General features: G+C 67.6%; 13 protein-coding genes and 1 pseudogene. 6 read left to right on the top strand and 8 right to left on the bottom strand.

The window, feature by feature from the left end; all coding sequences use genetic code 11:
* Positions 1–46: 46 nt before the first annotated feature.
* On the bottom strand, positions 47–3,139 hold the full coding sequence (locus COA17_RS10730; protein ID WP_245857688.1) for a TonB-dependent receptor plug domain-containing protein: 3,093 nt from the start codon (positions 3,137–3,139) through the stop codon (positions 47–49).
* Positions 3,140–3,304: 165 nt separating this feature from the next.
* Positions 3,305–4,708: a S10 family serine carboxypeptidase-like protein gene (locus COA17_RS10725; protein WP_245857686.1), complete on the bottom strand. Its 1,404-nt coding sequence runs from the start codon at positions 4,706–4,708 to the stop codon at positions 3,305–3,307.
* Between the two features lie 230 nt (positions 4,709–4,938).
* Between COA17_RS10725 and COA17_RS10720 the strand changes: the two genes are divergently transcribed.
* Positions 4,939–6,111 carry an aminotransferase class V-fold PLP-dependent enzyme gene (locus COA17_RS10720; protein ID WP_245857748.1) on the top strand — a complete coding sequence of 391 codons (1,173 nt, stop codon included), beginning with the start codon at positions 4,939–4,941 and terminating at the stop codon, positions 6,109–6,111.
* 18 nt (positions 6,112–6,129) lie between these two features.
* Complete coding sequence (locus tag COA17_RS10715) at positions 6,130–7,644, top strand: S10 family serine carboxypeptidase-like protein (RefSeq protein WP_245857684.1); 1,515 nt, start codon at positions 6,130–6,132, stop codon at positions 7,642–7,644.
* A gap of 126 nt (positions 7,645–7,770) precedes the next feature.
* On the opposite strand, the gene COA17_RS10710 is transcribed toward COA17_RS10715, so the two are convergent.
* Together COA17_RS10710 and COA17_RS10705 are read right to left on the bottom strand one after the other, a co-directional pair.
* A complete protein-coding gene (locus COA17_RS10710) occupies positions 7,771–9,840 on the bottom strand; it encodes an amidohydrolase family protein (RefSeq protein ID WP_096612332.1) in 2,070 nt (689 codons plus the stop codon).
* Positions 9,837–10,790 (bottom strand): ornithine cyclodeaminase family protein, encoded by a 954-nt coding sequence (locus COA17_RS10705; protein ID WP_096612330.1) that lies wholly within the window; start codon positions 10,788–10,790, stop codon positions 9,837–9,839. The genes COA17_RS10710 and COA17_RS10705 overlap by 4 nt, the downstream gene beginning before the upstream one ends.
* A 125-nt stretch (positions 10,791–10,915) precedes the next feature.
* Between COA17_RS10705 and COA17_RS10700 the strand changes: the two genes are divergently transcribed.
* Together COA17_RS10700 and COA17_RS10695 are read left to right on the top strand one after the other, a co-directional pair.
* Positions 10,916–11,389, top strand: a complete 474-nt coding sequence (locus tag COA17_RS10700; protein WP_096612328.1) for an Lrp/AsnC family transcriptional regulator — start codon at positions 10,916–10,918, stop codon at positions 11,387–11,389.
* Positions 11,390–11,470: 81 nt separating this feature from the next.
* Complete coding sequence (locus tag COA17_RS10695; protein ID WP_245857681.1) at positions 11,471–13,243, top strand: M61 family metallopeptidase; 1,773 nt, start codon at positions 11,471–11,473, stop codon at positions 13,241–13,243.
* Positions 13,244–13,568: 325 nt separating this feature from the next.
* On the opposite strand, the gene COA17_RS10690 is transcribed toward COA17_RS10695, so the two are convergent.
* The 3 genes from COA17_RS10690 to COA17_RS10680 form a co-directional block, all read right to left on the bottom strand.
* Positions 13,569–14,405, bottom strand: coding sequence for an outer membrane protein (locus COA17_RS10690; protein WP_096612324.1), 837 nt, complete (start codon positions 14,403–14,405; stop codon positions 13,569–13,571).
* Between the two features lie 89 nt (positions 14,406–14,494).
* On the bottom strand, positions 14,495–15,505 hold the full coding sequence (locus tag COA17_RS10685; RefSeq protein ID WP_096612322.1) for a ferritin-like domain-containing protein: 1,011 nt from the start codon (positions 15,503–15,505) through the stop codon (positions 14,495–14,497).
* A 52-nt stretch (positions 15,506–15,557) separates the two neighbouring features.
* Positions 15,558–16,541: a ferritin-like domain-containing protein gene (locus tag COA17_RS10680; protein ID WP_096612320.1), complete on the bottom strand. Its 984-nt coding sequence runs from the start codon at positions 16,539–16,541 to the stop codon at positions 15,558–15,560.
* Positions 16,542–16,669: 128 nt separating this feature from the next.
* Here COA17_RS10680 and COA17_RS10675 point away from each other — a divergent pair, with 128 nt between their 5' ends.
* Entirely contained in the window at positions 16,670–17,269 is a 600-nt protein-coding gene (locus COA17_RS10675; protein ID WP_245857680.1) for a sigma-70 family RNA polymerase sigma factor, read from the top strand.
* Positions 17,259–17,954 carry an anti-sigma factor gene (locus COA17_RS10670; protein WP_096612318.1) on the top strand — a complete coding sequence of 232 codons (696 nt, stop codon included), beginning with the start codon at positions 17,259–17,261 and terminating at the stop codon, positions 17,952–17,954. Before COA17_RS10675 ends, COA17_RS10670 begins: the two co-directional genes overlap by 11 nt.
* 212 nt (positions 17,955–18,166) lie before the next feature.
* Here COA17_RS10670 and COA17_RS10665 read toward each other — a convergent pair.
* Positions 18,167–18,439, bottom strand: a pseudogene (locus tag COA17_RS10665) (transposase); the annotation flags it as partial.
* Positions 18,440–18,752 lie beyond the last annotated feature (313 nt).

Genomic DNA, 18,752 nt, shown 5'->3' with positions numbered 1-18,752 from the left:
GGCATGGTGGGCGGGCCGCCCGGCCGCGAACGACCGGGCGGTGCCATCAATTGAGCTTGATCCGCGCGCCGGCGTAGAAGCGCCGGCCGAGGATGTCGCCATAGGCGATCTGCGGATAAGACGGGTCCTTGTCGGTCAGATTGTCGACGCCGAGGCGCAACGCCACCGTGCCGATATCGACCTGCGCCGACACGTCGTGGACGATGTTGCGGGCGAGGACGGGATTGGGTGTCGTCTCGATCGACACGTTGGCGCCCGCCGCGGTCCGGTCGCGATATTGCAGCTGGTAGGTGAGCCGGAGCGGCCCCTTGCTCCAGGCGGCGTTGAACCGCCCGACCCAGGTCGGCGACAGATAGGTGCCGTCGGTACGCGCAAAGGTGGTGCCGGTCACCGAGGTGGTAAGCAGGGTGGTGTGCGTCGCCGCCGCCGTCAGCTGCAGCCTGCCGAGGTCGCCGCCGCCGAGTAGGTCGCCGGGGGCGAACTGATAGTCGATCACGTAATTCTCGCCGCGGTAGCGGATCACGCCGGCGTTGAACGTGGTGGTGGTGCCGGTGACGATCGTTCCGCCGGGGCTTAGCCCATCGCTGGTCGCGAGACGGGTGAAGGCGCTGCACACGCCGGCGGCGGGATCGGGATCGTCGTAGCAGGCGGCGGCGAAATCGGCGGTGGTGAAGGCGGACAGGCCGTCCCTCAGGTCGATCTCGATCCGATCGGCGCTGATCGTGAGGCCCGGGACGAAACGCGGCTGGAGCAGGATGCCATAGGTCCAGGTGTTCGAAATCTCGTTGCGCAAGGCGGTGTTGCCGCCGGTGGTCACCGTCGCCCGCTGAAAATTCTCGGACGGGTCCTGGAAGCGGGCGAGGCGCGCGTCGGCGCTTAGCCCTACGCCGGTGCCATCGGCGTCAACGCCATAACCCGGATTGGCGGTAAAGAGGGCGAGGCAGCTCGCACGCCGCTGGGCAGGATTGGGGCCGCTGGCGATCCGGTCGGCGTCGCACGGGTCGAAGCCGGTCGAATTGAGCCCGCTCGACGAGGGCGCAAGCAGTTGCGTGAGCGTCGGCGCGCGGAAATTGCGGCTGCGCGAGCCGCGGAGCGTGACGCCGCGCACCACCTCCCAGCGCAGGCCGAGATCCCAGACGTTCTGGTGCCCGGCATAGCTGTTATCAACGTAGCGGAACGCGCCCGTCGCCTCGAGCAGGCGGACGAGCGGCAGCGTGAAGTCCTTGCCGACGAGCGGTACAATCAGCTCGGCGGAGGCCTCGTCGGTATTGTAGGCGCCCGATTGCGCGATCTGGCGCACCCCGGTGCCGAAGCTGCCGGCGCGGTTGGCGGCGAGCGGATCGAAGCGCGCGCGTTCGTCGCGGTGCTCGTAAGCGATGCTGAAGTCGGCATTGCCCATCGGCAGCCTGGCGACCGTGCCACCCAGCGTCGCGAGCAGGTCCACCTGTTCGTTCTTCCAGTCGATGCCGGCGCGGGTGCTGACGTAGTTGCGCGCGGCGGCGCTGACATTGCCGTCGCCGAACGGATTGATCGGCGCACAGGCGGCATCGTCGTTCGCGACGGTCGCGTCGGCGTTGATCGCGCAGACGATCTGGCCGCCGCTCGCGACCGCGCTGATCGCGTTCTGGAAGCGGTTGTTGACGACCTGCCAGCTCCGTTGCGCACCGTCGACGCGGGCGTAGCTGCCGGCGAGCGACCAGTAGAAGTTGCGGCTGCCGACGTCGAAGTCGCCGTTGAGCGCCAGCGCGGCGCGATAGGTGTCGGTGCGGGTGGTCTGGTCGTTCGAGGGGGTCAGATCGTAGAAATACTTGGAGAGGTAGAGCGGCGCACCGCTGGCGAAGGCGGCGCTGGCGCCACTCAGCAGAGTACGCGCCTGCGCCGTCAGGAAGGGATTGGCGATCGTGAACGCAATCGGCCCGCTGTACGAGCCGGCATTGAGGGTCGTGTAGCTGTTGCCCTGCGGAATCTCGGTGCCGGTGGTGCGCGCATAGAGCAGCTCGGTCGAGAGGGTGAGGTGATCGGTCAGGTCGTAATGGCCGACGAGGTTCGCCGTGTAGCGCTCCACCCCGGTGCGCAGGCCGGCGAGCGCCTGATATTTGAAGCCGTCGCCGCCCGAGGCGAAGGGAATGCCCTGGATCGCGCCGGTATTGTAGGGAACGACGCTGCCATCAGGAGCGAATTGCAGGGCGTTGCCGCCGCTGCGCGCAAGGAACGGCTGCACCGGTGCAGGGCGGGTGAAGATCACGCCATTGGCGTTGAACGGCCAGAAGGCGGCGTTGAAGATTTCCTTGACCGCGGGGATGCCGTCGGCGGGGCCGGTGTCGGCGGAATTGCTGACGGTGAGGCGGCCGAGATTGGAGAGCGGGCGTGCCGAGAACATCAGCGTCGGCGACTTCGAATAGCCAAGGTCGATGGCGACGTTGCCGCGGCCGTCGCCGAAGTTGCGGCCGGCGGTCGCGCGCAGACTGTGCGTTGCATAGTCGCCGCGGCTGGAGATGCCGTTCTGCGCGTCGAGTTCGAGCCCCGCAAAGTCCTTCTTGACGATGTAGTTGACGACGCCGGCGATCGCATCGGAGCCGTAGACCGCGGCGCCGCCGCCCTGATAGACTTCGACCCTATCGAGCAGACCCAGAGGGATGATGTTGGCGTCGACGAAAGCGTTGCCGACGCCGTCGCCGGCACCGATGCCAGACCCGCTCGTCACCATGCGCCGGCCGTTGAACAGGGTCAGCGTGCGCCCCGGTCCGAGATTGAAGAGGTTCGGTGCCTGATAGCCGGGGCCGCTCGAATTGCCGCTGCCATCGGCCTGGTTCAGTACAGGCGCGTTGGAAGGAAGGTTGTTGAGGGCATCGGCGGCCGTGATGAAGCCGCGATCGGTGATCGCCTGCGACGTGATCTCTGCGACGGGTGCGGCATTGTCGAGACCGGCGCGGCGGATGCGCGACCCGGTAACGACGATCGTATCCGAGCTGTCGGCTTGCGGCCCGTCTTGCAGGGCCGCCGCGCTATTCGCGATGGAGCCGTCGGTGGATGATGGCATCGGCGCCTGCTGGGCGGCGGCCGGCACCGCGATTAGCGCGGCGAGCACCGCGGTCGAAGCCATCCACCCACGGATCATCCCGTTATGCGTCGTTTGCATGAAGCCCCCTTCGTATCGCCCCGCGCGGGTCCGCGGCGCCTGCCGTCGGCCTTGCGCCCTGCCGACAAGGATAGCGGGCGTGGTCGGGCACTTTTTTGCGTTGATGCTGCCGCAACGCGCGGTTCAGGCCGGCATCGATCGCACCGATCGGGGTTCCTGCAAAAATTATGCGCCTGCGCCTAGAAAGGCGGCGAGTTCGTCGCCGAAGCGCCGAGTTTCGTGAGGATCTTCATACATCATGTGACCGCCGGCAAAGCAGCGCAGGATAAAGCGAACGCGAATGGCTGCGGGCAGCGCGGCGACGGTGGCGGTGTTGCCGGCACAACTGTTCAGCGAATCGTAGAGACCGGTCGCAACCCATACGCGCAGCGCGCGGTCCTTGGCCATGCCACGCTGAATCCAGGGCTGCGATGCGCTCGGCGGTCCTTCGCCGGCCGTGGCGCGGGCGAGCGACTCCTTGGTGATCGGCGACTGGTCGTAGCGCCATTGGCCGCCGACGTCCTCAGCGGGCGCGTCGATACCGGCGTAGCGGCCGGCGCCGTAACGCAGGTCGGTCCGGTAATAGGCGAGGACAAGCGCGTCTTCCTCGCCGCGCGCCGCCCTGGCGGTCTGGCGCATGTCGAAGATGCCGAGCGTCTTGCCTTCCGTTCCCAGCAGACGAGTGCGAAAGTCGCGGGGGGAAACCCAGAGTGTCTTCGTGTCGATCGCCGCAGGATCGAGCCCCTGATAGCGGGCAAGCCGGTTGACGAGAGCGGCGCGCGCGGAGGCGTTCAGCCCGGCGGGATCGGCAAGGGCCGGGGCGTAGATCGTATCGGCCCAGCGCTGGACTTCGGCGAGGGTGGCGCCCTGGTCGCGCTGCAGGTCGGGTGTCAGCTTGCCGAGCGCGAAGGCGGTGGCCGCGCGATTGACGAGCGACAGTGCACGGCGTCGTTCACCGCCCCGTTCTTCGCCAAGCGGGATACCGCCCGAGATCAGCGCGAGGCCGACGACCGGAATGTGCGCGTCGATCAGAGCCTCTGCCACGCCTGCGGCGCGCCACGTGCCGAAGCTCTCGCCGACGAGGGTTAGTGGGTTGCGGGTGCGGCGATAGCGCTGGCGGAAGTCGCGGATGAAGGATGCCGTCGAGGCGATGTCGGCGAGCGTGCCGTAGAATGCGCTCGCCTTGGCCGGCGTGTCGGCGCGACTGAACCCGGTGCCGACCGGATCGACGAAGACGAGGTCGGTGCGGGCGAGTGGGCTCGCCGGGTTGTCGGCGAGCGCGCCGCCTCGGATGATGCGCGGGCCGATCGCGTGGAATTGCAGCGTGCGGGAATCCGCGCCGGGGCCGCCGTTCCAGACGAAGCTGAGCGGGCGTCGGGCGCCGGGGACCAGGTACGCGGTGTAGACGATCCGCGCGGTCGCCGCCCCGACACGGACCGGAAGTGCGCCGACGCAGGCGACATAGTCGAGCCGCCGACCGCCGATCATGGCGCTATGGCGCGTCTCCGTCGCGTCGGGCGCACAGACCGCCGCCGCGGCTGGCGCGCCGATCGCCGCCAACATCAGCGCAATTACCACCGAGCGGATCATCGTGATATCTCCCTGCATCCGTCGAGAGTTAGCGGATACGGCACGGCAGAATTATGCGCACATGGCCCGTCGTGCCGGATCTCGGTGAAGTCGTGCCGATGCCGGCGCCTGCAACACGCAACTTCTATGCGACGGTGATCGGCTAGGTTGCACCCATGGGGGTCTCGATGATCAGTGCAGGCGTGACGCGGCGGCGCGTTTTGGCGGGAACCGCTACCCTGCCCTTGGCAATGCAAGCCGATGCGGCGCCCGCCACTCTGCCGGATCGCACGAACTTCGCCGCCATGCCGGGGACGTATCTGGATTCCGGGACGATGCATCCGGTGCCGATCGGCGCACGCGAGGCAGCGCGTGCGTACCTCGCGCAGCGCGCGACGATGGACGGCTATTTCCCTACCGATACGGTCGAGGGGCGGGTGAAGGCGAACTTCGCGCGGCTCATCAACGCGACGCCGGCGGAAATCGCCTTCGTCCAGAGCACCACGGCGGGCGAGCAGGCGATCATCGACGCGCTCGGCTTCCCGCACGAGAAGGGCCGTATCGTCACCGACACGCTGCACTTTTTCGGCTCCTTCTATCTCTACGAGGAGCTGGCGAAGCAGGGCGTCGACGTCGTCTGGCTGCGACCACGCGAGAACCGGATCGCGATCGACGATATCGAACGTGCGGTGGTGCCGGGGACGCGGCTCGTCGCGCTGTCGCTGGTGTCGACCTACAACGGTTTCGAGCACGACCTCAAACGCGTGTGCGACATCGCGCATGCGAGGGGCGCGCTGGTCTATGCCGACATCATCCATGCCGCCGGCGCGGTGCCGGTCGACGTGCGGGCGAGCAACGTCGATTTTGCCGCCTGCGCCAGCTATAAATGGCTGATGGGGGATTTCGGCCTGGGCTTCCTCTACGTCCGCGCCGACCTGCACGATCGGTTGCGGCGGACGCGATACGGTTATTACCAGCTCGATCGGTTCGACCCGCACGTCTATCCGTTCGATCCTCCGCCGACGAGCGCGGACTATCCCGTCGCCGACGTGACGCCGCGTGCCGACATGGAGGGTCTGTTCGCAGGCGGCACGCATGCCCACACCGTCTCGGCGATGCTCGACTGGTCGCTCGCGCATATCCTCGATCTCGGCGTCGATCGCATCACCGCCTATCGCCTGCCGCTCTTGCGCCGGCTGCACGAGGGACTGGCGAGCCGCGGCTATCGGGTGGTGACGCCGCCCGACAGCCGCACCCCACTCGTCACCTGCATTGTCGAGGGTGCGCGCGAGCGGCTCGCCGCGCCGCTCAAGGCCGCGAAGGTGCAGATCACCCTGTCGCGCAACCGCTTCCGCGTCAGCCCGTCGGTGTTCAACACGCTGGACGATATCGAACGCCTGCTCGCCGCGCTGCCGCGCGCCTGATCTTCGAAGGAAAGCCCGATGCGCCGCCTCCCCTACCATGCCGTCGCTCTGGTCCTTGCCGCCACGCCCGCCGCGCTTCTGGCGCAAGACGGCGGCGATGCGCCGATGTCGCCGGCCTTCCTGCGCGCGATGGAGCCGATGGTGCCGCGCGATGGTCCGAGCACGCGGGTGGTGACGACGCGGCATCGCATCACGCTCGGCGGAAAGCCCATCGCCTATCACGCGATCGTCAGCGAACAGGCGATGCCGGGCCCTGACGGTGCGCCGGTCGCGATTGGCGTCAGCTATGCCTATGTCTCCGACATACCGCGCGCGTCCGGGCAACGGCCGGTGCTGTTCGTGTTCAACGGCGGGCCGGGCGCGTCGTCGTCGCCGCTGCACATGCAGGCGTTCGGGCCCCGGCGGATGGTCGGCAGCGGCGCGGCGGCGCATCTTGAAGACAATCGCTTCACCTTGCTCGACGTCGCCGATCTCGTCTTCATCGACCCGGTCGGCACCGGCGCATCGATGCCGATCAAGGGCGCGGATGCGTCCGCCTATTTCGGCGTTGGCGGCGATGCGCGCGGTGTCGCGGCGATGATCTCGGGCTGGCTGGCGGCGAACGGGCGGACGGGGTCGCCCGTGCTGCTGGTGGGCGAGAGCTATGGCACGTCGCGGGCGCTAGCGATCCTCAACGAAAGCATGAAGGCGAAGGCGCCGCTGCCCGATGGCGTCGTGCTGCTGTCGCTGTCGATCGGCGACAGCGACGGGCCGGTGGTGTCAGATGCAGTGCTGCTGCCGACGCTGGCGGCGGTCGCCTGGTATCACGGCGCGGTCGATCGTGCCGGCCAGAGCGTCGCGCAATGGTATGACGCGGCGCTGCACTTCGCGCAGACCGATTATGCCGCGGCGCTGATGCAGGGGCCGGCGCTGCCCATGGCGGAGAAGCAGCGGGTCGCGGCGCGCATGGCGGCGCTGATCGGCATTCCTGCGGCGACCCTGGCAGCGCTCGACCTCCGGCTGGAGCGGCGCGACTTCATGCTTGGGCTGCTGGCGGCGAAAGGCCTCAGGACCGGACAGCTCGACGGGCGCGCGACGCGGGCGATCGCTGCGAGCAACATGCGGCCGCCGTTCGACGATCCGTCGATGTCGCTGGGATCGGGGACGGCGACGACGATCGAGACGTATCTGCGCGACGAGCTCGGCTATGCGCTGCCGAGTGGCTATCGCAGCCTCAACCTCGGCATCAACTTCACATGGAACTGGGACAAGGAATATGGCGGCAGTTACCGCGCCACATCGTTCGCACCCTATCTGAGAGCGGCGATGGCGGCGAAGCCGACACTGCGCGCGTTCGCGGCGGGCGGCTATTACGACATCACGACGCCCGTCTACGCCGGCCAGTTCGCGATCGAGCAGAACGGCGTACCGGCAGACCGCATTGTCTTCCACCGCTACCCTTCGGGCCATTCCGCCTTCGAAGACCCAGACGCGCTGGCAGCGCTCAGCGCCGACCTTCACCGCTTTGTCGCGGCGCTGGCGGCGGGGCGGTGATCCAGCTCTGGTGATCGTTTGGTCGCACCGCTCCCTGTTCACGCGAGGCGGCGAAGGAAGGGATTGGGGCGGAGGACACGGAAAGCTCGGGTGTGGCTCCGCCCGCACAAAACAGCGGCGACCGTTTTAGAATTCATCCATCGCGTCATGCGCCGGGCCGGAGCCGGTTGCCATCGACGCGGGCGGCGGCGGGATCAGTCTGGGAGCGGGCGCAAAGGGTTTGACGCCGAACGCCGGGTAGATCTCCGACGGGAAGTAGAGAGTGCCGTCCTTCACCACCAGGGCGATGCGGTGGAGCTCGCGCAGGTCGCGCGTCGGGTCGCCCGGCAGAAGGACGAAATCGGCGAGCTTGCCGCGCGCGATCGTCCCGAGCTGCTGATCGCGCCCCAGATAGCGCTCAGGCTCCAGCGTCGCGAGGCGCAGCACGTCGGGCGTCGGAATCCCCGCCTCGGCATAGATCTGCAACTCGCGATGCACCGACAGGCCGGTCTGATCGTCGGTGCCGGGGAGCAGCCGGATGCCGCGGTCGTGGAGCAGCTTGAGCACCTGCCTCACCTTGACCATCGCGCCGTCGTAGGCGGTGGCGTCTGCCGGCCCCGCGATCGGCGCGATCGCCTGGCGGCGGCGGCGTTGCAGGCCGATCGGCAGGTGGTCGATATAATCGGCGACGGCCGGATTGGGCTTGCCGTCGCGGCCGCCCATCAGCAGTTCCAGCGTCACCGCGGTCGGATCGTGCGCGATCTGACGCGCCGCCATCAGCTCGATCGTGTGCTGCACGCGTGGAGAGGCGAGGTCGAGCGTCGCGGTGCGCTTCATCGCGGTGAGCCGCAAGGGCGTGCGCGTGTCCTCCCTGGGACCGAGCACCCAGCCGAGCATCAGCTGGTTGACGTGCGTCACCTCGTCATAGCCCGCGCCGATCATCGCATCGGCATTGGTGAAAGCGGGAATGTGGCCGGTCACGGTCATGTCGAGGCGGTGCGCCTCACGCGTGATCGCCGGCACCCAGCCGGGGTTCATGCTGTTGTAAATCTTGATCTGCCAATAGCCGCGCGCGGCATACCAGCGCACCGCATCGAGCGCCGCCGCTTCGCTGTCCGCGACGATGCCAAGCCGGGCGGAATAGGGGCTGCGCCCTTCGAGGAAGCCGTTGGGCGTGATACGTGGGCCGGCGACCTCGCCTGCGTCGATGCGATGGATGAGGTCGGGCAGGAACGCGTTGTCGTTGCCCATGTCGCGCACCGCGGTGACGCCGGCCGCGAGGTAGAGCAGCGCGGATTCGAGGCTGACATGCGCGTGCATGTCGTGCAGCCCCGGCATGAGCGTGCCGCCGGCACCGTCGATCGTCGCCTCCCCGGGAGGAGCCGGAGCCTCGAGCGGCTGGATGCCGGTGATGCGCCCGTCGGCGAAGACGACCGAGACAGGCCCACCGCGCGTGCCGCTGACCGGATCGAAGACGCGGACGTTGCGGATGCGCACCGGCGCGTCGAAGCGGTGGGCGAAGCGCTGTTGCAGGACGGCGTAGCGCTCCGCCGTCAGTCGCGTCGCGAGCGCGGCGAGCGCAGGAACGTCGCCTTCGTGACCTTCGCGCACCGTCGCGCCGCCGGTGTCGAGCACCGCGAACAGCGCGCCCGCGGCATCGAGCAGGATCATCTCGGGCGACAGATCGATGCCGCTGATCGCATAGGCCTGGTAGCGCGCGCCGCCGATGGTCGAGGGTCCAAGCGGATCGATGTGCAGCTGGCCGCCGGGCAGTGCCCGCAGGGTGCCGCCCGGAGCCTTGAGCAGCGCGCGTGCGTAGAGGCCGAGCGCCCAGGGGCTGGCGGACTGACCGATGTAGAGCGCGGTGCCGCTGACCGACGCCTCTCGCGCGCCCATCGCGTCGCTCCAGCGCGCGGTGGCGCCGTCGCGCGCGAAGCGTTCGTGGACATCCCCGCCGAAGGTCGCCTTGCCGTCGAGCGTCCAGCGCCGTGGCAGGCCGTCCGGCCCCAGGTCGATCGCCTCGTCCATCGTCGGGCCGCGGCCGTTGTTCTTCACGTCATAGTGGATCGCAACATGGTCGCCGGTCTGCGTCGCCGCGACGCTGCCGACCTTCTCGCCGTTGGCGATCACCGACAGGCGTTCCACGGTCTGCGCCGCGACCGGGGCGGCGCCGGCGAGGAGCGTGGCGAGAAAGGTGTGGAGGGTCAGAGAGATCATGCGCGCAGCGAACTCCGATAGAGGTGGGCGGCGGCGGCGATATCCTGCACGGCATGGCCCAGCGACTTATAGACGGTGATGTCGGTCTCGCGCGTGCGGCCGGGCACGTGGCCGAGCAGCACCTCGCCGATCTCCGCGACGATGTGATCGTCGGTAACGAGACCGGCATCGCGCGCGATGAGGAATTCGGCGGCGGCATCCCGCGCGGAAGCGGTGCTGTCAGGGATGTAGCGGCTTTTGGCGACGAGGGCGCTGTCTACCTCCACCGGCCCTGGGCCGCTCGATCCGACGAGGTTGACGTGCGTACCGGGCTGGACCCAGTCGCCGTGGATCAGCGGCTCTGCGGCGGCAGTCAGCGTGCAGACGACATCAGCGGCGCGGGTGGCGGCCGCAAGGTCGCTCGCGCGTTCGCAGGGCAGGTGCGGAAAGGCGGCGACAAGTGCATCCGCCTTGGCGGGCGAGCGGCCCCAGATCAGCACCCGATCGAAACGACGGACCAGCGGGAGCGCGTGGAGATGGGTATGCGCCTGCCCGCCGGTGCCGACGATCAGCAGCGTCGTCGCATCCGTGCGGGCGAGCGCGTCGGTCGCGACCGCGGTGGCGGCGGCGGTACGGATATGGGTGATCTCCTCTGCATCCGCGATCGCGACCAGGCGACCTTCGCTCGGTTCGAACAGCACCACGACGCCTCGGTGACGGCGCTGTCCGGACTGCGGGTCGGCGAAGACGCTGATCGTCTTGGTGCCGAACATGTCCTGTTCGCCCAGTGCGCCCGGCATCTGCGCGAAGGTGCGGCCCGGTCCCAGCGAAAGCATCGTGCGGAGCAACTGGCGGGTCGTCCCGGCGGACAGGGCCTGCATCGCATCGCGCACCACACGAATGCAATCAGGATAGGAAAGCCCGGCACGCACGCCCGCGCTGTCGAAGATCGTCAGGTCGTCGCGCGTCATGTTCGATCCTCATCTGCCCCACCGGCAGGCTATCTTCCTTCCCGCGCAAAAGCTTGTCGATCGGACGGACTCGTGGTGGAGTGGCGGCAGCTTCAATCCCCAATTTGCCGGAACCGCGCATAATCATGGCCGATGCCCTCGACCGCCTGGACCTCAAGATCCTTGACCGCCTGCAAATCGACGCCTCCGAATCGTCGAGCGAGATCGCCGATCGCGTCGGCCTGTCGCAATCGCCATGCTGGCGGCGCATCCAGCGGCTGAAGGAAGAGGGCTATATCAAGGCGCAGGTCGCAGTGCTCGACCGCGAGAAGTTCGGCGAAAGCATGTACATCTTCGCCCAGCTCAAGATGGGTCGGCTGAGCGACGAGGCGCGCGACCGGTTCATGCGCGCCGTGGAGGACATTCCGGAGATCACCGAGGCCTATACGCTGTTCGGCGAGATGGACTTGATGCTCAAGGTGCTCGCGCCCAGCATGGCCTGGTATCAGAACTTTACCTTCCGCACGCTGCTGCGCCTGCCCGGCGTCGAGGATATCCGTTCCATCGCCACCTTGTCGGAGGTCAAATGCACGCATCGCCTGCCGTTGCCGTCGGCATGAGGCTGCGGCAATCGGCGCGGTTCGCGAATAGGCTATGCAGCGCTTCGGCCGGGCGGAGACGCTTGCGGCAGGATTTCGCCTGTGCCCGAGGTTAGATTGACCCCACCAATTGGGGAAAACGCCATGACCGGTCGAATGCTGCGCTTCTGTTCGGCGCTTGCAACGCTGCTCCTCGCCGGTGCCGCGCCGGCGGACGACGCGCCGCATCTGGTCGTCCGGATCGCACCGGCCGCACCGGACGCGCAGCAGAACATCCCTTTCGTTGACGTGACATTGGTCGTGGACGCACTCCATGCCGCAGCGGGCGAGCCGCTGTTCGAACTGCCGCTGGTTGCCAACACGGTCGTCACAAGCGGCAAGGATCTGCAGTCGCTCGCTTTCGCGGATGCCGCCGGCCCGATCGTGGTGACTGAGCTGGACGTCGCTGAGGACGCTTCGAACACCACCAGGCGCTGGCGTGCCTCAAGAGCCGTCGTGGGCGCGATGACCGTGCGCTACCGCGTCCCGATCGATGCCGCCGCGCCGGCGCTGGCGCTGCCGCAATATGAGATGCGGACGGAGCGGGACACCTTTTCCGCGGCGGGCAACGCCTTCCTTCTGCTGCCGACGGATCGTACGCCGCGTCGGGTCGAGGTGCAGTGGGATTTCTCGCGCTTCGGCGCGGGCGGCACTGGCGCGTCGAGCTTCGGCCTTGGCGACGTCACGACGCCGGCGGCGCTGCCCGCGCCGTCACTCGCGTCTGCCTATTACATGGGCGGGCGTCCCGGCACTGCGGGACCGGAGCGGGATGGCTTCTTCGCCGCCTGGCAGGGTGCCCCCCCGTTCGCGATGGCGCCGCTGATGACCTGGGCAGGGAAGCTGCATCGCTTCTACGGTAGCTTCTTCGGCTACACGCCGATGAGCTTCGGCGTGTTCGGGCGCACCAACATCCGCAATCCGGGCAGTGGCATCGGCCTGACCGACAGTTTCGCCTATACGTTCAACCAAACGTCCAGGCCCGACGACCTTCGTTCGCTACTCGCGCACGAGATGCTGCACAGCTGGGTCAATTCGCTCGACGGATCGATGGACGGTGCCGGCGGGCTCGACCGGTCATGGTTCGGCGAGGGGCTGGCGGTACATTACCAACGGACGCTGCCGTACCGCGCGGGCATGATTTCCGCCGACGACTTCCTGAAGGACCTCAACGAGACGGCGGCGCGCTATTACACCAACATCAAGATCACGACGCCCAATGCCGAGATCCCGGACGGCTTTTGGCGCGATACGCGGGTGCGCGTGCTGCCCTACGACCGCGGGTCGCTGTATTTTGAAACGGTGGATGCGCAGATCCGGGCGAAGTCGGGCGGCAAGCGTTCGCTTGACGACATCGTGCGGGCGATGCTGGCGACGCGGCGTGGCGGTGGCGCGATGAACGAGGCGCTGTATCGATCGCTGCTTAAAGCCCAGCTTGGCGATAAGGGCATCGCCGATCTCGACGCGATGCTGGCCGGTCAGATCGTGCTGCCGCCGTCCAACGCCTATGGGCCGAGATTCCGCCGCGTCATACGCCCGCTGCGTCGCTACGACCTAGGCTTCGACATGGCCTCGCTGCAAGCCAGGCCCAAGATCGTCCGTGGCCTGGTCGTCGGCTCCAACGCAGCGCGGGCCGGCCTGCGCAACGGCGACGAAATTCTCAACGGATTCCCACAGGATGCGCTGCAGGGCGATCAGCAAGCCTATGTGACGCTGGACCTGAGGCGGGAGGGCCGCGTCTGCCGTATCCGCTATCAGCCACGCGGCGAGACGGTGGACGCATTCCAGTGGGTGGCAGTCAATCCTCATCAGGCGAGGACGTCGAAAGAGCGAATATGAACGAGTGGCGGCTTACGAGCAGCGGTGACTTCGTCCTGAACGATCGCAAAGCGGCATGACCGCTTTCGGCGGCGATTGCGGGTAAGCGGACGTCTACTCAGGCCGCAAGGTGGGCGCCTCGAACGCCTTTCATCAGACGTGATGGCCGTCCCGCCTGTTGGGAACCGGATATCGTAAGCGGGCCTTCATCTACGAGCGGCTTTGAACGGCTGGCACTCGTCGCTGGCCGGAATACCAGATAGCGCCCGTATCCGTAGCGATCGGGCCGTGGCGAACTTCCGATTGCCGAGGCTTGAAATGTCCCCGGCAATCGGATGTCGCGTTGTCAGAAGCGAAAGCCGACCGTGGCACGCATCGAATGCCAACGGAATTGTTCATCGCTGCGGCGGAAGTCGGTGCCGGCAGTGGTGCCACCGTTCGCCGCGTTGGTGAACGGTGTTCCGGCTGGTCCCGCAGCTCGCACGACGTAATCGTCGTCGCGATACTGGTGGTAGAGATATTCCAGCCCGATCGAGAAGCGGCCGATGCGCTGCTCCACGCCGCCACCGCCCTGGATGCCGAACTGGTTGCGCTTGCCGCTGCCGGTAAAGGTATTGGTCAGGTTGGTCGAGCCGAAGGCGCGATCGATCCGGGCGTAGCCGGGGCCGAAGGTGCCGTAGAACAACGTCGTGTCGTTCGGCGTGAACCCGGCGCGCGCGCGGATGCCCGCTTCCCAGTCGATGCCGCGACTGAACACGTAGCTGGCGGGGGTACCGGAGAATGCGGTAACCGAGTCAGTGATGTTGGTCGTGCCGAACTCGCCCACCACGCCGACGACGAGCCGCCCGCGCTGCGTGTCGAGACCGACGCGCCCGTAATAGGCCCAGTCGTCGCGATCGTTGGCGCATGATCCGCCGTTTGCGGGGCTCAACTGGTTGCGCGCGGCGCCGTTGCAGAAACCGGGACCGAAGGCATCCGCACCGGAGCCGGTGCGCACGACGTCACCGTACCGACCGTCGAGGTTGCGGTCGAACAGGATGCGCGAATTGCGATCGTTCGACTGCACGTCATAGCCGCCGGCGGCACCGACGTAGAGCCCATTGAAGCCCGCATCGTCCTGTGCGGCGGCGGGTAGGGCAACGAGCGCGGCGGCGGCGCCCGCGGCAAGAGCGATGATCTTCATGCGATGATCCCTTTTTGACGTGGCTGCGGCGGGCGCACTCGATGCGCCCGCCGGGAGAAGACATGGCCGGCCGGTGACGGCCCGGCGCATCAGGGGAGACCCACCCGCAGCGTGGGATTGGGGTTGTTCGTCCCGTTGGGGAAGAAGCCGCCGCCGTTCAAATTGGCGCCCGTCGCGTTGAGATAGACGATGTTGTGCACCTGACGACTGTTGCGGCTGTAGGCGATCGCGTCGGCGTCGGCGGGCACCAGATTCGCCACCCCCCCGGTACCGGTCAGACCCTGGTCAGTATCCCCGCCCTGGTCGAGCGCGTCGCGCGCGTCAGAGATTCGGTTGCTGGCGGTGATGAGCGCGGGCGTGTTGATGCCCTTCGCATAGAGTACCGTGCGTACCAGCCCGGCGTGGTAGGATTCCGCCGCCAGAATTCCGGCCGCTGCCTCCAGGAACACCTTGCTGCTCAACAAAGGCGCCGCGCCCTTGTAGGCGGTGACGCCGACGTCTTCGAAGATATAGGCGCCAAGCAGGAAGTTCTCCGGCGTGGCATAGGGATCGAACGTTTCGTTCGCCCCGATCACCCCGGCGGCGCGCGCCGCTGCGGTGAATGCACCGTTCGCGTCGCCCGAAATGTTGATGTTGGGCATCGCCACCGCAGCGGAGCCGAGCGCGGCACGCAGAAAGTCTACGTGCGCCGCCTCATCCGCCGCAATCTCGCGCGCATAGGCGCCGACGAGCGGATCGCGGGAGAAATCCACCCGCGCGCCGCCGGTGACCGTGCCACCGGCCGCACCGCTGCCGCTGGCGATCTGCGCCGCCGACAGGCCTGTGCCGTTAACGGCGAAAAGATAGAATTGCGCCTCGAGATACTCGAGGTTGAGCGCGAGGTTGAGGATGTCGCTGTCCGTCACCGCGGCGGGGGTTGGGGTCGGCGTGGGGGTCGGCCTTGGGGCGTCGTCGCCTTCCGCATCAAAACAACCCGACAGCAGGCTGGCGCCGCCGAGCGCGAGCGTGCCGCCGCCCGCTACCTTCAGGAACTGTCGTCGTGCACTGCGCCGCGCGTCGGCGGCGGCCAGGATATCGAGGGCTTGGCGATGGTCGATCATGGGAAACGTCCTGCAATGGGAAAACCGCTGGGTCTGAAACCGGATTGGCCGGTCACGTGGTCGAGCGGATGTTTCCGTTGACGCCATTGGGGAAGAAGCCGCCCATCGTCGTGGACGCCGCGTTCAGGTATACGATGTTGAGCACCTGACCGGGCGTGCGGCTGTAGGCGAGGCCGTTGGCATTGAGCGGCGCGATGTTCGACGTCAGCGTATTGCCGCTGCCCGATGGTGCGATACCCTGGTCGTCGTCCGGCGCGATGCCACGGACGCGATCCTCGGTCGGGCTGCCGTCCAGCCCGTCTCTCGCCCTGGAAATGAGTTCGGTCGCGTCGACCAGCGCCTGCACGCCCCGGGCGTAGAGCGTCGTGCGGACGATGGCGGCATGATACGCTTCCACCGCCAGGATGCCTGCCGCGGCCTCCAGAAAGGTCTTGTTCAACAGCAGTGGGGCCGCGCCCTTGTAAGCAGTGACGCCGACATCCTCGAAGATGAAAGCGCCCAGCAGGAAGTTGTTGGGCGAGGAGTAGGGATCGAACGTGTCGTTCGGACCCACGACGCCCGCCGCGCGCGCGGCGGTGGTAAACGCGCCGTTCGCGTCGCCGGAGATGTTGATGTTGGGCATCGCGACCGCGGAGGCCGCGAGATTCCGGCGCAGGAAGTCGACATGCGCCGCTTCGTCCGCCGCGATCTCGCGCGCATAGGCGCCGACGATCGGATCGCCGGTGAAATCGACGCGGCGGCCTCCCGTCACCGATCCGCCCGCGGTTCCGCTGCCGCTGGCGGTCTGCGCCGCTGTCAGGCCGGTGCCGTTGACGGCGAAGAGATAGAATTGGGCTTCGAGATATTCGAGGTTGAGCGCGAAGTTGAGGACGTCCGCGTCCGTCACCGCCGATTGCGCCCTCGCCGGGTCGCTGTAGGCGAACGCGGAGCCGACTGCCGCGGCACCCAATGCGGCGGTGAACAGCGCCCTGCGATTATGCCGTCGCTCGACGCGCGCATCCAGCGCGTCGATGACCAGATCCTGCTGCGTCGTCACTCGGCACCTCCCTGGCGCCCGCAAGGGGTCGGAACGCTTCTTGTCGTGCGGGCGATTTCAGCTACGAATGCCAATTCGACACGGATGCACTGCGGCCGGAAAAAAGATTGTGGCGGAAGGGACGAGGATTGCTTGAACCCAGCGAACGCCCCGACGCAATCGACCGGTCGGCCCGCCGCGAAACCCTTGCCGCGGCGCTCGTCGCGACCGGCATGGCGGACAGGACCGCCTTCGCCCGCGTCTATCAGATGAGCGCGGCGAAGCTGTTCGGCGTGTGCCTTCGTATCTGCGGCGAACGGCAGGCGGCGGAGGATGTGCTACAGGAGGTGTATCTCATCGTATGGCGGCGGGCGGCGACGTTCGAGCCGCAGCGGGCCAGCCCGATCACGTGGCTGGCGACGATCGCTCGCAACCGGGCGATCGACTGGCGCCGCGCAAACGATCGGCCGCCACCGACGACCGAGGAAACGCTTGCGCCACCGACCGAACGCGCCGATCCCGCGATCGCCGCGGACGAGGCGATGATTGTCGACGAGGAGGCCGATCGCCTGCGCGAATGCCTCGAACTTTTGGGCGAGCGGCCGCGACGCGCGATCAGCACCGCCTTTCTCGACGGCCTTACCTACAAGGACGTCGCGCAGCGCGAGGGCGTGCCGCTGGCGACGATGAAGAGTATCGTGCGCCGCTCGCTCCTCCAACTCAAAAAGTGCATGCACCATGACGCCTGACGACCAGGTCGATGCCGCCGAACTGGCGCTTGGGCTGCTCGACGGCGCGGAACGCGCGGCGGCGGTGGAGCGGATGCTGGCGGACAGCGAATTTGCCATGGAGGTGGCGTGGTGGCGCGACAGGTTCGCCGCGTTGCTGCAGGGCTACGACCCGGTCGAACCGCCCGCGGGCCTGCTGGCGCGAATCGCGTTGCCGGATGCGAAGCCGACGCCCGAGCCGGTGGCCGTCATCAGACCTCGCTGGCGCTGGTTCGCGGGCGGTGCGGCGGCAGGCGCGGTCGCCGCCTCGCTGGTCGCGCTGCTCACCGTAACGAAGGCCATCGTACCGCCGGTCACCCCCGCGCCGGTGCGCCCGCTCGTCGCGGTGCTCGCTCCGACCGAAGGGGCACAGCAGGCGCCAGTCGCCGCTTTGGTAGATCGGCGTGACGGCTCGGTTCGATTGACGGCGACAATCGTCGTGCCGGCCGATCGGGTAGCGGAACTCTGGCGCATCGGCGGCGACAAGGTGCCCCGCCCCCTCGGCCTTCTTGCCCCCGGTGCGGTGGCTCCGGCGCTCCTGAAGAACGCGCGCCTGCCGACGCCAGACGAGGTGCTGGCGGTGTCGATCGAGCCGGTGGGCGGTTCGCCAACCGGCCAGCCGACGGGTGCAGTCGTTGCGACCGGGGCCGTGGTCGATATGTCGTGACAAGGATTGGCAACGCTCGTCAGCCTGCAACCGCGGGTGGTCGTGATTGCGGCTGTCAATGACCCGATATCGATCGTCGAAGCGCGTCATGGTGCGTGACGGTGACAGGCCGCTCGCTCGTCATGTCTGCGAGTCCGCTAAGTGCCGCTGCAACGAAGACTCACCTCATGGGCGCCCCCGAACCCCGTCCCTTTAGGGTCAGGACTGATTGATCAGAGCCAGAAGATGACGGTTGCAGCAAGGGCGACGGCGGAGAAGAATGCTGTGGGGCAACGGTCGTAGCGGGTGGCGACACGTCGCCAGTCGTTGAGGCGGCCGAACATGATCTCAATGCGGCTACGACGCCGGTAGCGTCGCTTGTCGTATCGGACTGGCTGGTTTCTCGATCGGCGGCCCGGGATGCAGGCCTGGATGCCTTTGGCCTGGAGCGCGTCCCTAAACCAGTCGGCGTCGTAGCCGCGGTCACCGAGTAGCCCTGCGCCTTGGGCAGATCGTCGAGCAGCGCGGCCGCGCCGGTATAGTCGCTGACCTGCCCGGCCGTCATGAAGAGTAAGCGTGGCCTGAGGGCCGCCTTGCCCGTTTGGCCGTAGCCGGGATGCTTATCGTCTTTGACGAGGGCGCGGGCGGTGCGGGAAGTTTTCGGTTCTGAGACTGGTCGTACGAGCGCTCGTACGACTGGTCGTGTGGAGGTGGTCGGCCGGGTATCGGGCCGACGGAGCTGGTCGGACGCGGAGAAGCTGGAGATCCTGGCCGAGGCGTTCCGGCCGGGCGTGCGGGTCCGTGATGTCATCGCCCGGC

Source organism: Sphingomonas ginsenosidimutans, from assembly GCF_002374835.1.
In the GTDB taxonomy this organism is placed as follows: domain Bacteria; phylum Pseudomonadota; class Alphaproteobacteria; order Sphingomonadales; family Sphingomonadaceae; genus Sphingomonas; species Sphingomonas ginsenosidimutans.
This window is presented reverse-complemented; position numbering and strand designations above follow the sequence as displayed.

Bases quoted from the DNA above. Each gene is read 5' to 3' on its own strand.
- COA17_RS10730 (WP_245857688.1), bottom strand. From the start codon at position 3,139: ATGCAAACGACGCATAACGGGATGATCCGTGGGTGGATGGCTTCGACC.
- COA17_RS10670 (WP_096612318.1), top strand. From the start codon at position 17,259: ATGACGCCTGACGACCAGGTCGATGCCGCCGAACTGGCGCTTGGGCTG.
- COA17_RS10720 (WP_245857748.1), top strand. From the start codon at position 4,939: ATGCAAGCCGATGCGGCGCCCGCCACTCTGCCGGATCGCACGAACTTC.
- COA17_RS10705 (WP_096612330.1), bottom strand. From the start codon at position 10,790: ATGACGCGCGACGACCTGACGATCTTCGACAGCGCGGGCGTGCGTGCC.
- COA17_RS10725 (WP_245857686.1), bottom strand. From the start codon at position 4,708: ATGATCCGCTCGGTGGTAATTGCGCTGATGTTGGCGGCGATCGGCGCG.
- COA17_RS10710 (WP_096612332.1), bottom strand. From the start codon at position 9,840: ATGATCTCTCTGACCCTCCACACCTTTCTCGCCACGCTCCTCGCCGGC.
- COA17_RS10685 (WP_096612322.1), bottom strand. From the start codon at position 15,505: ATGATCGACCATCGCCAAGCCCTCGATATCCTGGCCGCCGCCGACGCG.
- COA17_RS10715 (WP_245857684.1), top strand. From the start codon at position 6,130: ATGCGCCGCCTCCCCTACCATGCCGTCGCTCTGGTCCTTGCCGCCACG.
- COA17_RS10690 (WP_096612324.1), bottom strand. From the start codon at position 14,405: ATGAAGATCATCGCTCTTGCCGCGGGCGCCGCCGCCGCGCTCGTTGCC.
- COA17_RS10700 (WP_096612328.1), top strand. From the start codon at position 10,916: ATGGCCGATGCCCTCGACCGCCTGGACCTCAAGATCCTTGACCGCCTG.